Annotated in this window: 10 protein-coding genes; 6 read left to right on the top strand and 4 right to left on the bottom strand. The window is 74.0% G+C overall.

Annotated elements, in window-relative coordinates; all coding sequences use genetic code 11:
- Nucleotides 1–210 precede the first annotated feature (210 nt).
- Nucleotides 211–906, top strand: coding sequence for a copper homeostasis protein CutC (locus tag H305_RS0125290; protein WP_028802862.1), 696 nt, complete (start codon nt 211–213; stop codon nt 904–906).
- A gap of 238 nt (nt 907–1,144) precedes the next feature.
- On the top strand, nt 1,145–2,359 hold the full coding sequence (locus H305_RS0125285) for a trypsin-like serine peptidase (RefSeq protein WP_028802861.1): 1,215 nt from the start codon (nt 1,145–1,147) through the stop codon (nt 2,357–2,359).
- Between the two features lie 54 nt (nt 2,360–2,413).
- Here H305_RS0125285 and H305_RS0125280 read toward each other — a convergent pair whose 3' ends face one another.
- Complete coding sequence (locus H305_RS0125280) at nt 2,414–4,471, bottom strand: HelD family protein (RefSeq protein WP_028802860.1); 2,058 nt, start codon at nt 4,469–4,471, stop codon at nt 2,414–2,416.
- Nucleotides 4,472–4,809: 338 nt separating this feature from the next.
- Between H305_RS0125280 and H305_RS0125275 the strand changes: the two genes are divergently transcribed.
- Together H305_RS0125275 and H305_RS0125270 are read left to right on the top strand one after the other, a co-directional pair.
- The gene (locus tag H305_RS0125275) at nt 4,810–5,004 is read left to right on the top strand and encodes a hypothetical protein (RefSeq protein ID WP_028802859.1); all 195 of its coding nucleotides are present in this window, start codon (nt 4,810–4,812) and stop codon (nt 5,002–5,004) included.
- A 703-nt stretch (nt 5,005–5,707) separates the two neighbouring features.
- Nucleotides 5,708–6,763 carry a glycosyltransferase 87 family protein gene (locus H305_RS0125270; RefSeq protein ID WP_078629243.1) on the top strand — a complete coding sequence of 352 codons (1,056 nt, stop codon included), beginning with the start codon at nt 5,708–5,710 and terminating at the stop codon, nt 6,761–6,763.
- Here the strand turns inward: H305_RS0125270 and H305_RS0125265 are convergent.
- Together H305_RS0125265 and H305_RS0125260 are read right to left on the bottom strand one after the other, a co-directional pair.
- On the bottom strand, nt 6,721–8,364 hold the full coding sequence (locus tag H305_RS0125265; protein ID WP_028802857.1) for a DNA repair helicase XPB: 1,644 nt from the start codon (nt 8,362–8,364) through the stop codon (nt 6,721–6,723). The genes H305_RS0125270 and H305_RS0125265 overlap by 43 nt on opposite strands.
- A 92-nt stretch (nt 8,365–8,456) precedes the next feature.
- A complete protein-coding gene (locus tag H305_RS0125260; protein ID WP_028802856.1) occupies nt 8,457–11,000 on the bottom strand; it encodes a helicase-associated domain-containing protein in 2,544 nt (847 codons plus the stop codon).
- Between the two features lie 300 nt (nt 11,001–11,300).
- Between H305_RS0125260 and H305_RS0125255 the strand changes: the two genes are divergently transcribed.
- The gene (locus H305_RS0125255; protein WP_028802855.1) at nt 11,301–12,317 is read left to right on the top strand and encodes a hypothetical protein; all 1,017 of its coding nucleotides are present in this window, start codon (nt 11,301–11,303) and stop codon (nt 12,315–12,317) included.
- Nucleotides 12,318–12,346: 29 nt separating this feature from the next.
- Nucleotides 12,347–12,973: an HAD family hydrolase gene (locus H305_RS0125250; protein WP_028802854.1), complete on the top strand. Its 627-nt coding sequence runs from the start codon at nt 12,347–12,349 to the stop codon at nt 12,971–12,973.
- A gap of 59 nt (nt 12,974–13,032) precedes the next feature.
- Here the strand turns inward: H305_RS0125250 and H305_RS0125245 are convergent, their stop codons facing one another.
- Complete coding sequence (locus tag H305_RS0125245) at nt 13,033–13,284, bottom strand: hypothetical protein (RefSeq protein WP_028802853.1); 252 nt, start codon at nt 13,282–13,284, stop codon at nt 13,033–13,035.
- Between the last annotated feature and the right edge of the window lie 131 nt (nt 13,285–13,415).

The raw sequence follows: 13,415 nt of genomic DNA, 5'->3' as shown, positions 1-13,415 counted from the left end.
CCCGGACCGGGCCCACGGGCTCCGCCTCCGCCGTTCACGCTCCGCGTCCGCGTCCGGGTCCGGGTCCGGGTCCGGGTTCAGGTCTGCATCGGTCCGCGTCCCGGCCGGGGCCGGGCCGGGGTTTCGGCAGGGGCGGAGGGGACGAAGAACATCGCGGACGCGTACTCTGGGATTGGACTAGACCTGTAGCCGCCCGAGGGAAGGGGTCCGATGAGCGAGCGCAAGAGCGCGGTCCTGGAGGTGATCGCCCTCGGCGTGGAGGACGCGGTCGCCGCCCAGACGGGAGGCGCTGACCGGCTGGAGCTGGTCACCGACATGGCCGCCGACGGACTCACCCCGCAGGTGAAGACCTTCGCCGGCATTCGCGCCTCCGTCGACATCTCGCTGCGCGTGATGCTCCGCCTGGCGGACGGCTTCGCGGCGGGCGACGTCGACACGCTCGTCCGCGTCACCGGTGAGATGCGCTCCGCGGGGGCCGACGAGTTCGTGCTCGGCTTCCTCGACGAGCACGGCGGTCCCGACCTGGCCGCCGTGGAGCGGATCGTCGCCGAACTCGACGGCTGCCGCTGGACCTTCCACCGCGCCATCGACCGCGCCGCCGACCGCGACGCCCTGCGCAAGCAGCTCGCGGACCTGCCGGGCCTGGACGCCTATCTGACCGCCGGTTCCGCGGCGGGCGTGGACGACGGGCTGGTCACCCTCGTCGCCGAGGCCGCGCGGAGCGGCGAACCGGGCTACGAGCCGCGGATCATGGTCGGTGGCGGGCTGCGCCTCGACCATGTGCCGCGGCTGCGCGCCGCCGGCGTCGACGCCTTCCACATCGGCGGTGCCGCGCGCCCGGGCGGCTGGAGCGGACCCGTCTCGGCGGACGCGGTCCGGCAGTGGCGGACGGTCCTGGACGCTTAGCGGGCTCGGGCGGGGGCGCTGCCCTGCCGGCCTCCGGCGGGCGGTGCGAGGTCACGGATCCATATCCGCCGCGTAGTTGTTGTGTGCTGAGTGCTCCCCGGCGATCTCCCCGCGGGCCCGTGCGTGCATAGTAAAGACGCCCCGGTCTGATCCGGGTCATGACAATACGTACGTGGCGCAAGCGGCCCGGGCGGGTGCGCGCGGCACGAAGCACGCAGCAACAGGGGGAAAGAGCTCCATGCCATCCATACGCAGCCGCTCGCTCGCGGCCGCCGCAGCCGTGATCGCGGCCGTCATGGTCACCGCCACGGCCTGTGACAGCAAGAAGGACGACGACGCGGCCGGTTCGCAGCCCACGTCGTCCGCCCAGGCCGACAAGAACGTCGACACCGGTGACGACGACGGCTCCACCTCGCTCGGCGGTTACAAGCTGCCCGCCGGTATCCCCACCGACCTGAGCGGCGACGCCCTGGACAAGTGGAAGAACGGCGGCTGGAAGGACTTCGGCGACTGGGCCTCCAAGGCCGAGGACTTCGCCAACCCGTACATCAAGGACTTCTGGACGCCGGAGCGGATGGCGCAGGCGAAGGCGAGCATCCCGGTCGCCCAGGCGGGCAGCACCAGTTCCGGTTCCGGCAGCAGCGCCACCTCGTACCTGCCCGACGGCAAGGTGAAGCGGAAGGCCGCCACCAAGGTGAAGGCGACCTACCACCACTACGCCCCGCCGGTCGGCAAGCTGTTCTTCACCTCGCCCCAGGGCAGCATGGTGTGCTCCGCTGCGGTCGTCACCGACCCGGCGCACCCGGGCAAGTCGAACATGGTGTGGACCGCGGGTCACTGCGTGCACGCGGGCAAGGGCGGCGGCTGGTACCGCAACATCGCCTTCGTGCCCTCCTTCAACAACGGCGCGAAGCTGAGCAACCGGCAGATCACCGACCCGCGCGCCAGGTCCGTCTCCCCGTACGGCATCTGGTGGGCGAACTGGGCGACCACGTCCTCCCAGTGGATCGCCGGTGGCGGGCACCAGGGCAACGCGGCCGCCGGCTACGACTACGCCGTGCTGCACGTGAAGCCCGAGAACGGCGGCAAGTCCCTCCAGGAGCGCCTCGGTTCGGCCCTGCCGGTCTGGTTCAACGCCCCGGCTGCCAACAAGGTCAAGAACATGAAGGTCCGCGGCTACCCCGCCGAGGCGCCCTACGACGGGTCGAAGATGTACGACTGCCGGGGCGCGGCCAAGCGCTTCGTGCTGGCGCGCGACGTCCCCGCCCAGTTCATGATCGGCTGCACGATGAACGGCGGTGCCTCGGGCGGCCCCTGGTTCATGTCGCACAACGGCCGGACCTATCTGGTCTCCAACAACTCGCTGAGCGACCGCAAGTCGTTCATCACCGGGCCGCGCCTCGGCAAGAACGCCAAGCAGGTCTATCTGGCGACCAGCCGCAAGTTCAAGTAGCGGCACCCGCAAGGATCTCGGTGGCCCCCGGCGCGACGCGCCGGGGGCCACCCCCTAGCCCAGCTGCTGCGGCAGTGGTGCGGCGTGCGTGACGATCAGGCCCGAGACCGCACGGGTCAGCGCCACGTACAGCCGGCGCAGTCCCGTCCGCTCGTCCGGCTCCCCGTCGACGACGGCCCGCGGCTCGTCGAGCACCACGTAGTCGTACTCCAGGCCCTTCGCCAGCGAGGCCGGCACCAGGGTCAGCCGGGTCTCTGCGGTCGTCTCCTCGCCCGGGCCGAGATACGCCAGCCCCGCCGCCGCCAACTCCTCGGCCAGGACGGGGATCCGGGCGTCGGCGGCGATCAGCCCGATCGAGCCCTCGTGGCCGAGCAGCTCCCGGGCCGCCCGGACGACGTCGGAGTCGCCCGAACTCGTCCGCACCTCGAAGAAGCCCGGGTTCTCACGCACCGACGCCACCGGCGCCAGCCCGGGCGCGATGTGCGGCAGCAGCCGGGACGCGTAGGTGATGACCTCAGTCGGCACACGGAAGCCCGCCGTCAGCTCCTCGATCACGGCCTCCTGCTTGCCCAGGTGGCGCAGGGCCTCGTCCCAACTCCGCGTCGCCCAGGGGGTCGTGCCCTGCGCGAGGTCCCCGAGCACCGTCGCCGAACCGGTCGTGCAGCGACGCCCCACGGCCCGGTACTGCATCGGGGAGAGGTCCTGCGCCTCGTCGAGCACCACATGCCCCAGGGAGTGCGTCCGCTCGACGAGGTCGGTGGCCTCGTCGACCAGCACCGCGTCCGCCGGCGACCACTTGGCCGACTTCACGCTCCGCGCCGGCTTCTCCCAGAGGATCTCCTTCTGCTCGGTCTCGTCGAGGAGCCCCTCCGCGTGCGCGGCGAGGAAGTCGGCGTCCGACAGCAGCCGCAGCACCAGCTTGGCCGGGTCGACCGGCGGCCACACCGCCTTGACCGCGGCCTTCACCGCGGCGTTGCGGGCGACCGCGTCCTGCACCCGGTCGTCCGGCGCCTCGCCCGAGCGCTCCATCTGGACGAGCACGGCATGCGCGATCCGCTGCGGAAGGGCGTCCCGCGCGGCGCCGTACCGGATGTCCCGGTCGAGCAACTCCCGGACGATCTCCTCCAGTTCGTACGCGGGCAGCCGCCAGCGCCGGGAGCCGCGCACCACCACGACCGGCTCCGTCGGCAGGGTCACGTGGGAGCGCACGGCCCGGCGCAGCACCTCGGCCATCCGGGCGTCGCCCTTGATCACGGCGGCCGCCGCGCCGTCGCTCCCGCGCACCTCGACATGCGCGACGAGGTCGTCGACCGTCGCCTGCCGCGCCTCCAGCTCGCCCAGGGCCGGCAGGACCTGCTCGATGTAGTGCAGGAAGGACTTGTTCGGCCCGATGACGAGGGTGCCGGTGCGCGCCAGCCGCTCCCGGTGGGCGTACAGCAGGTAGGCGACCCGGTGCAGGCCCACCGCGGTCTTCCCGGTGCCGGGACCTCCCTGTACGCACACCGACCCGGACAGCCCGCTGCGGACGATCTCGTCCTGCTCGGGCTGGATGGTCGCCACGATGTCGCGCATCGGGCCGACGCGCGGGCGCTCGATCTCCTGCTGGAGCAGTCTGCTGGTGGTCGCGGCCTCGGCCGGGTCGGAGAGGTGCTCGTCTTCGTACGCCGTGAGGTCGCCGGCGGTGTAGCCGAAACGACGGCGCAGGCCGACGTCCATCGGGTCGTTCTTCGAGGCGCGGTAGAACGGCTGCGACACCGGCGCGCGCCAGTCGATCACCATCGGATCGCCGTCGGCGTCGTGCACGTGCCGTCGCCCGATGTAGAAGCGCTCGCCCTCGGCGCCCTCCGCCCGGTCGGCGCCCGGGGCGTGCAGGTAGTCGAGCCGCCCGAAGAACAGCGGCGTGTGACTGAGATCGGCCAGGGCCTTGATGCGTTCGTCGATCTGCCGGTGCAGAACCTCGGCGTTCACCCAGTTCGCGGTGACGTCGCTGATGTCGAGGTTCTCCACGTCCTCGCGCATCGCGCGCAGGGCGGCGCGGGACCGGGTCAGGTGGCTTCGCTCGCGGGAGAGGGGGTCGTCGGAGCCGAGCGGATGGTCGGACGGGGTGGACAAGGCGATGCCTCCGGAAACCTGCTGCGTGAGTGGTACCTCGTGGGTGATTCCTGGATGCCGTCCGGTTTCCGGCCGGGCGGCGGCACTCCACGACGGGAGGCGGGCAAGAGCGGAGATTGTAGGCGAGGGGGCGCGGCCTGGGCCAATGCTTTTCCGGGGACCCGTGGGCGCGGCGACGGGGCCGGACGCCGCGGCCTCAGGGGCGCCGGCCCCGGGTCCCTAGGGGGCGGGGTCCGTCGCGAGGCGTACGAGGGGTACCCCGGGGGTGTACCTGAGGGGTGTCCAGGTTCGGTCCATGGGCCGAGGCCGTTCGAGGCCCGGGAACCCACCATGGATACATGAGCGCAGCGACCTTCAACCCAGCCTCCGGCCCTCACGGTCCGCACCGCGGCGCGACCGCCCTCTCCTCCGGCGCGCACCACCGCCACCGCCTCGGCGACGCCCTGCGCGCGGTCAAGGTGTTCGCGGAGGCGGCGTTCGGAGTGGTGCTCCTCGGCGAGTACGGCGAGGAAGCGGGCGTACGACGGCGGTGACCCGCCGCGCGGGCCCGGGCCCCCGGCACCTGCCCCCGCACGTGGGGCCTGCCTGCGGCACGGTGACCCGCACACGGGCTTCGTGCCTGCGGGCTCGTGCCCGCGACGCGGTAACCCGCGCGCCGGGCCGTGCCTGCGGTGCGCCGAGCCGCACGCGGGCCCGGCGGCCAGGCGCGGCGGGCGGCGGGCCGCGTGCCGGTGGGGAGCCCCGCGACGGCCTGCGTGGCCCGAGGCGGCGGGCCGGTGCCCGGGTGCCCGGGTGCCTGAGAGTCGCCGGCCCGGGGCCGTGTGCTCGCCGGTTTCGGCGAGGGGGGTGTCGGGGCGGGTGGCCCGATGGGGTGAGCCGCGCGCGGGGGCGGGGACTTCGGCCCACTAGGGTCACTTCGTGCCGCTACGGAAAGTGCCCGTCCGACGACTGCTCGGAGCCGCCGCCGCGGACCCCGAGCCCGCACCCACGCACCCGAGCCCCGCTCCCGTGCGTCCCGTCCCCCCGCGCCCGCACCCCGGCGCCGTGCCCGCCCGCTCGTCCGAGGTGTCCGAGCAGGGCACCGAGCCCGCTCGCACGGCTGCGGGCGCCGGGTCCCCGCGGACCGAGCCGCGCGCCCGGCTCGTCCCGCGCCTGCCCGCCGGTCCCCGCGCCGGTCTTCTCGCAGGCTGCTCGGTCCTCGCCTTCTGTCTGCTGTGCGTCGGCACGCACGCCCCCATGGCCGACGTGCTGGTCTACCGGGCCGAGGGCGCGGCCGTGCTGGGCGGCCGGGACCTCTACAGGTTCACCGTCACCGAGTGGCGGCTGCCCGCCACCTACCCGCCCTTCGCGGCGCTCCTGTTCGTCCCGGCCGCCCTGCTCCCCGTCGGCGTCCTCAAGGCGGTCTTCGTCGTCGGAAACCTCGCGCTGCTGGCCGTGCTGGTACGGCTCTCCTGCCGGCTCGCGGGGCTGCCGGTGCGGCTGCCCCTCCTCGGCGCGGCCACCGCGCTCGCCCTGTGGCTGGAACCCGTCTTCCAGACGGTCCTCTTCGGGCAGGTCAACCTCGCCGTCGTCTGCCTGATCCTGTGGGACCTGACACGGCCCCCCGGCGCCCGGGGCAAGGGCATCGCGCTCGGCATCGCGGCCGGAGTGAAACTGACCCCGGCCGTCTTCGTCCTCCACCTGCTGCTCACCCGCCGCCACCGGGAGGCGGCCACCGCCGCGACGGCCTTCGCCGGCACGGTCCTGCTGGGCGCGCTGGTGCTGCCCGACGCCAGCGTCGGCTTCTGGACCCGGCGCCTGTTCGAGACCGGCCGCGTGGGCAGGGCGTGGATCGTCGACAACCAGTCGCTCCAGGGGATGATCGCCCGCGCCCTCGGGGACCCGGCGCCCGGCCCGCTGTGGGCGGTGCCCGCGCTGGCGGTCGCCCTGGCGGGACTGTGGCTGGCCCGCCGGGCGCGCGACGACCGTCGTGGCGTCCTCGTCACCGCGCTCACCGCCTTGCTGATCTGCCCGATCAGCTGGTCGCACCACTGGGTGTGGTGCGTTCCGCTGATCGCCGTGCTGTACGCCGGGCACGGCCCGCGTGCGGCGGGCGCGGTCGCCGCCGTCTTCGCGGCCCGCACGCTCTGGCTGGTGCCGCACCAGGGGGACCTGGACCTCCGGCTCCCCTGGTGGCAGCAGCCGCTCGCCTCGCCCTACCCGCTGCTCGCTCTGGCCCTGCTGGCCCTGGCGGCGCTCCCGGCGCCGGCTCAGTCCTCCGCGAGCAGTTCGTCCGCGTCGACGATCCGGTAGGCGTACCCCTGCTCCGCCAGGAACCGCTGCCGATGCGCGGCGAAGTCCTGGTCGATGGTGTCGCGGGCGACGACCGAGTAGAAGTGCGCCTGGTGGCCGTCGGCCTTCGGCCGCAGGACGCGGCCCAGCCGCTGGGCCTCCTCCTGGCGCGACCCGAACGTCCCGGACACCTGGATGGCGACGGTCGCCTCCGGCAGGTCGATGGAGAAGTTCGCGACCTTCGACACGACGAGCACGCTGATCTCGCCCTCACGGAAGGCGTCGAACAGCTTCTCCCGCTGCGCGTTGCTCGTCTCGCCCTTGATGACCGGCGCGTTCAGGTGCTCGCCCAGTTCGTCGAGCTGGTCGATGTACTGGCCGATGACGAGGATCTGCTGCCCGGCGAAGCGGCGCACCAGCGCCTCGGTGACCTTCCGCTTGGTCGCCGTCGTCGCGCAGAAGCGGTACTTCTCCTCGGTCTCGGCGGTGGCGTACGCGAGCCGCTCCGACTCGGTGAGGTTGACCCGCACCTCCACACAGTCCGCCGGGGCGATGTACCCCTGCGCCTCGATCTCCTTCCACGGCGCGTCGAACCGCTTGGGCCCGATCAGCGAGAAGACGTCCGACTCGCGGCCGTCCTCGCGGACGAGCGTCGCGGTCAGGCCGAGGCGCCGCCGGGCCTGGAGGTCGGCGGTGAACTTGAAGACGGGGGCCGGCAGCAGGTGCACCTCGTCGTAGACGATGAGGCCCCAGTCGCGGGAGTCGAAGAGTTCGAGGTGCGGGTAGACACCCTTCCGCCTCGTGGTCAGCACCTGGTACGTCGCGATGGTGACCGGCCGGATCTCCTTGCGCGTACCGCTGTACTCGCCGATCTCGTCCTCCGTCAGCGAGGTCCGCTTGACCAGTTCGTGCTTCCACTGGCGGGCGGAGACCGTGTTGGTCACGAGGATGAGGGTGGTGGCCTTGGCCTGCGCCATGGACCCGGCGCCGACCAGCGTCTTTCCGGCACCGCAGGGCAGGACGACCACGCCGCTGCCGCCGTGCCAGAAGTTCTCCACCGCCTGCTTCTGGTACGGCCGCAGCGCCCAGCCGTCCTCGGCGAGCTCGATCGGGTGGGCCTCGCCGTCGACGTACCCGGCGAGGTCCTCGGCCGGCCAGCCGAGCTTCAGCAGCGTCTGCTTGATCTGCCCGCGCTCCGAGGGGTGCACGGCGACGGTGTCCGGGTCGATCCGGGCGCCGACGAGCGGGATGATCCGCTTGGAGCGCAGGATCTCTTCGAGGACCGGCCGGTCGGTGGTGGTCAGGACGAGCCCGTGGGCGGGGTGCTTGCTCAGGGTGAGCCGCCCGTAGCGGTCCATCGTCTCCGCGATGTCCACCAGCAGGGCGTGCGGCACGGGGTAGCGGCTGAACTCCACGAGCGCGTCGACGACCTGCTCGGCGTCGTGCCCGGCGGCGCGTGCGTTCCACAGACCGAGCGGCGTCACCCGGTAGGTGTGGATGTGCTCGGGCGCGCGCTCCAGCTCGGCGAACGGCGCGATGGCCCGGCGGCAGGCGTCCGCCATTTCGTGATCGACTTCGAGCAGCAGCGTCTTGTCGCTCTGGACGATGAGGGGTCCGTTCACGCCCGTCCCTTTCTGCGTGCCGGCGTCCCGCGCGGACGACCGGCCAAACGTCCAGTGTGCCGCACCGCCGGGCGATCATGCCGGGCCGTCGCTCAGGCCTCCTCGTCCGCCAGCTCCGCCACGCCCGTCACCCGGTGCAGCGGGTACGTGCGCACCTCGTCGGCCGTGTGGTCGTACGCCGTCACGAAGCCGCCCTCGACCCGGACCGGGGCGATGACGCGCTGGCTGGCCGCACCCTCGGCGTTGACGTAGCCGATCCACAGGGACTCGCCGGTCAGGACCGCTGCCTGCATGGTGGCGAGAGTCTCGGCGGAGCCGGTGCGCGGCAGGTCGCCGCCGGGGTGGTCGCCGGCCGGGTCGGTCTGCTTGCGCGGGGTCGTGGACGCCATGTCGCCGGCGCGGATCGCGCGGATCGCGGCGCCGATCAGGGTGGCGTCCGGGACCGGAGGGCCCTCCGGGACGGGCTCGGGCGCGGTGCGCGGCGGGGTGCGGTGGGCGTGCGCCCGGGTGATCACGACATCGCCCTCCGCGGACTCGGCGGCGGGCGCGAAACCCATGGACCGCAGGCCTTCGAGGAGCGCCGCGGGATCGGCCTGGGCGGCCAGGACGGTGGGCGCGAGACGGCGCAGCCGCAGCCCCTGCGAGCGCTTGTCGGCGAGGATCTCGCTCAGCAGCGCGTCGTCGTCGCAGCGGACGTACGCCGAGGCCGCGCCGATCCGCAGATGGCCGTGCCGGCGTGCCACGTCGTCGATCAGATAGGCGAGCGGCTGCGGCACCGGTGTCCGGGAGTGGGCGGCGAGGAAGGCGTGCAGGTCCGACGCCGAGCGGCCCGCGTCGAGCGCGCGGCGCACCGAGCCGGGCGTGAACCGGTAGACCGTCGCCCCGCCCTTGGACTCCACGTCCGCGAGGACGCCCAGCGTGTCCGCCAGCGGTCGTAGCAGCGGGCCCGGAGCGACCGCCGTCAGGTCCGCCTGGAGAAGGACGTGGTCCAGCGGCTCCGGCAGGAGCGGGGCCAGGAGCCGGGCGGCCCGGGAGGCCGCCTCGGCCTGTTCGGCGGGGGAGTGCGGCCCGGCGGGCGCGGGGTGGTGGTGCCGGTGCGCGGGGAGCTTGTCGCCGGGCCCCGCCGGTTCGCGGTGCCCGGCCTTCGAGGAGGGCGACGGCAGCCCGAGCAGCGCCCGCCCGGCCGGGGACAGCGCTCCGCGGCCCGTGACGCCCAGCAGCTCCGCCTCGGACAGGGTCCACCGGGCCAGGCGCACCCGCAGATCGTCCGTGGCGGACTGGCCGCCGCGCAGCGGGCGCTCCCAGCGCAGCCGGCCGAGGAGCGAGTCCGGTGCGGGGGACGCGCCCTCGGGGAGGCCGGCGAGAAGGGTGAGGACCCGGCGGCGGACCTCGGGCGCCGCCGACCGGTCCAGGCCGGGGCCGAGGGCCGACAGGGCGCGGTCCTTCGCGTCCCGCCCACCGACCAGGCCCGCCGTCCGGGTCGCGGTCAGCCAGGCGGAGACGAGCCCCACCCAGCGCTCGGCGGCGGGCAGTTCCAGCCACTCGTCGTAGGCGGGCGTCGCCGCGTACCGTTCGTCGGCCTCGCCGTCCGATGCCAACAGGCCCGCCGCGTAGGCGAGTTCCACCCAGAACGCGGCCATCGGCTCCGCCACGTCCAGCGCCACCGCCGTCCGCTTCAGGTCCCGGACGCTCAGCCCGCCGGCCCGCAGCACGGCGGGTCCGCCCTCGTGCCAGTCCTTGAGCAGCTCCTCGACGGTCGCGAGAGCGGTGTACGCCTGTCCGGCCGCCGCCGCGTCCACAACCTGTGGACGGTGTGCCGCCGCGGCCTCGACCGGGGGCGCCACCGGCTCGGCCACCCGGTGCGCGCGGCCCGCCCGCAGGTGCAGGGCGACCTCCCGGGGCAGCACGACCGTGCCGGGCGCCGTGGGCAGCAGCAGTCCGTGGTCCGTCAGCCAGCGCAGATGGCGTGCCGGGTCGGCTGTCACCTGCCCGTAGGGCGGACCCCACACCAGCCGTGACAGCACGTCCACCGACTCGGCGGGGGCCTCGTCCAGGAGCGCCGACATCCGGACCCGGTCGGTGAACAGGCCGGTCAGTGACGCGACCGCCGACACGGAGTCGTGGGTGGTCGCGAGTCCGGCCTCCGCCACGATCTCCTGGATACGCCCCGGCGACATGCCGGCCGTGGCCTCCGCGACGGTCGGGCCCAGGCCCGTCGGGGACGGGTGCTGCGGGGACGGAGCGAGCAGCTCCCGTGCCGTGCGCACGAGGCGGAGGCGCTCGTCGGGGCCCCAGACGAGCGCCTGCTCGCGCAGCGTGGCGAGCGCGCCCGGGAACGCAGCCGTGACCGCCGGATCGCCGTCGTCCCCCGCCATCAGGCCGAGCAGCTCGTCGTACGTCGCCGGGTCCGCCGCCACTGCGAGGGCCTCCGCGGTCTGGAGCGCGAACCGGTCCAGGCGCTCCAGGGCCCGCACCACCGAGGCACGGGTGCCCGCGCGGGTCGCCAGCTGGGTCAGGTCCGTGGGGACGGGCGTGATCAGGTCGGGGCGGGAACGGAGGAGGGCGGAGAGCGAGACGTCGTCCCGCGCGCGCAGGGCTTCCGCCAGGGAACGCGGAGCGGTCGTCTCGGGGCTCATCCTGCCAACGGTAGCGGTTGCTTCCGGCCACAGAGCCGGTTCGCCCCCTCCGCCCTCGCCCGTCCCTCGTTCCTGGGGGCTCCGCCCCCGGACCCCCGTATCGGCCTGGACGGCCTCGTCCTCAATCGCCGGACGGGCTGGGACTCTCCGGCCCTGGACGGCACAGTCCAGCCCCTCCGGCGATTGAGGAGCGGGGTCCGGGGCGGAGCCCCGGGTGCGGGACGGGCTGGGGCGGAGGGGGCCGAAAAACCGGTACCGTCACCACCGGGCATCCAACGCGACCACCCCGGAGGGGACTTCGTGGGGATTGAGAGCGACCAGCTCGTCTTCGACTACCTGAGCCGGGTCGGCGACCTGGCCCAGCAGCGCCAGCTGCCGTCCGCGACACGGATGCGCCTGGTGTCCGAGCTGCGCAACGAGATCGACCGGCGCCGGTCGAAGGCCACGGTCGACAGCCCCGCCGCGGTCCGCCGCATCCTCGACCGTCTCGGCACCCCGGACGAGATCGTCGCGGCGGCCGGGCGTGGCGGCGGGGCCGGCCCCGCCGCGGAGCCCCGCGCCGCGGTCCCCACCCAGCGCGCCGCCGAACCGGACGAGCGGCCCCGGGGCCGCCTGCGCCGCGTCGTGCCGCGACCCCGCCCCGCGGAGCCGGAGCCGACCGGGGCGACCGAGGCCGACGTCCCGTCCCCGCCGCACCTGGCGAGCGCGGCGGAGCTCGGCGACAGCGCGTCGCAGCCCGACTGGTGGCGGGTGGACAGCAGCGTCTTCGGGCCCGGCGAGAGCGTGCCGGGGTTCGTCGGGGGCGTGGAGATCCCGGAGCTGCTCAAGCCGCCGCCCGGGGAGAAGGCCGACGGGGTGGCGAAGCCCGCGGCGGAGGCGGTGCCCGAGGCCCGGGACGCCGTGGCGGCCGGGGAGGCCGAGAAGGCCGCGCAGCCCGCGGAGGAGGAGGCGGGCCGGCGCCGCCTGCTTCCCCGCCTGAGCGGTTACGGCAACCCGCTGCTGCTGTTCGCCGCGGGACTCCTCGTCGCCGGGGCCGTCCTCGGCAACTGGTTCGCCCTGGCGCTGGGCTGGCTCATCGCCTACGCCTCACGCCGGCTGACGCCCGCCGAGTCGAAGTGGGCCGTCCTCGTCCTGCCCGGCCTGTCGGTCGCGGGCGGCCTCGTGTGGCTGTGGGGCCGTACGAACGGCCGCTGGGGCGAGCCCATCGCCGAGGGGCACATGAAGGACGCGCTCGCCGGGACGTGGCCCTGGGTGGTCCGCGCAGCCGCCGTGGCCTCCGCCCTGTACCTGGTGTGGCGGTCCCGGCGCCGAGGCTGACCTCAGGTCGCCCGGAGCCGGTGGGCACAATGGCCCATATGACTTCCCCCGCGCCGACCGTCGGCTTCGACCTCGACATGACCCTGATCGACTCCCGTCCCGGTATCCAGGCCTGCTACCGGGCGCTCTGCGCGCGCACGGGCACGTACATCGACTGCGATCTGGTGATCACGCGGCTCGGGCCGCCGCTGGAGGAAGAGCTCGTCAACTGGTTCCCCGCCGAGGAGGTCGCGGCCGTCGCGGACCTCTACCGCGAGATGTACCCCGAGCACGCCATCACCGGGACGCCGGCGATGCCCGGTGCCCGGGAGGCGATCGCGGCGGTGCGGGCCGCGGGCGGCCGGGCCCTCGTGGTCACCGCGAAGTGGGAGCCCAACGCCAAGATGCACCTGGAGCACCTGGGCATCGAGGCGGACGCCGTCGTCGGCGATCTGTGGGCCGAGCAGAAGGCACAGGCGCTGCGCGAGTACGGCGCGAGCGTGTACGTCGGCGACCACACCGGAGACGTACGCGGCGCCCGCACGGCGGACGCGTACTCCGTCGCCGTGACCACCGGGCCGTGCGACGAGGCGGAGCTGCGTGCGGCGGGCGCGGACGTCGTCCTCACCGACCTGACGGAGTTCCCGGCGTGGCTGGAGAGCTACCGCCGGCGGTGACGGGGGCACACCACCGCCCGGGGTGGCGCCGCGCGGCGCCACCCCGTCGTCCGGTGTCGTCAGGAACGCGCGGCGCGTGCCCGGCGGCGGCCCGCCGCGATCGACTGGAGCACCCCGGCTCCGGCCAACAGGAATCCGACCCCCATGAGCATGCTCAATCCGAACATGTAGGTCGGAAATGGAGTCGTGCCGAGCAGTAGTGGGGCCACGGTGACCAGTGTGGCCAAAGCTCCGACGAAGAAGACGATGGCACCGACACGGATCAGCCGGTCACCGGCTTCGGCGGAATTCGCTTGGGTTTTGTCACGCACCCGACCAGGGTAGTTCCCAGCGCGAAGGAACAATCCAGCGACGTCTTGTCACCAGCCGCCGGACCATTAGCCTTGGTACCGGCGGGTCCGACGACCCGCTGTAGTGCTATCCAGAGCCGTTTACGGGCAGT

This window comes from Streptomyces sp. 142MFCol3.1 (assembly GCF_000424945.1).
In the GTDB taxonomy this organism is placed as follows: Bacteria; Actinomycetota; Actinomycetes; order Streptomycetales; family Streptomycetaceae; genus Streptomyces; species Streptomyces siamensis.
The sequence above is the reverse complement of the archived record's forward strand: the minus strand, read 5'-3'. Positions and strand labels throughout refer to the sequence as shown.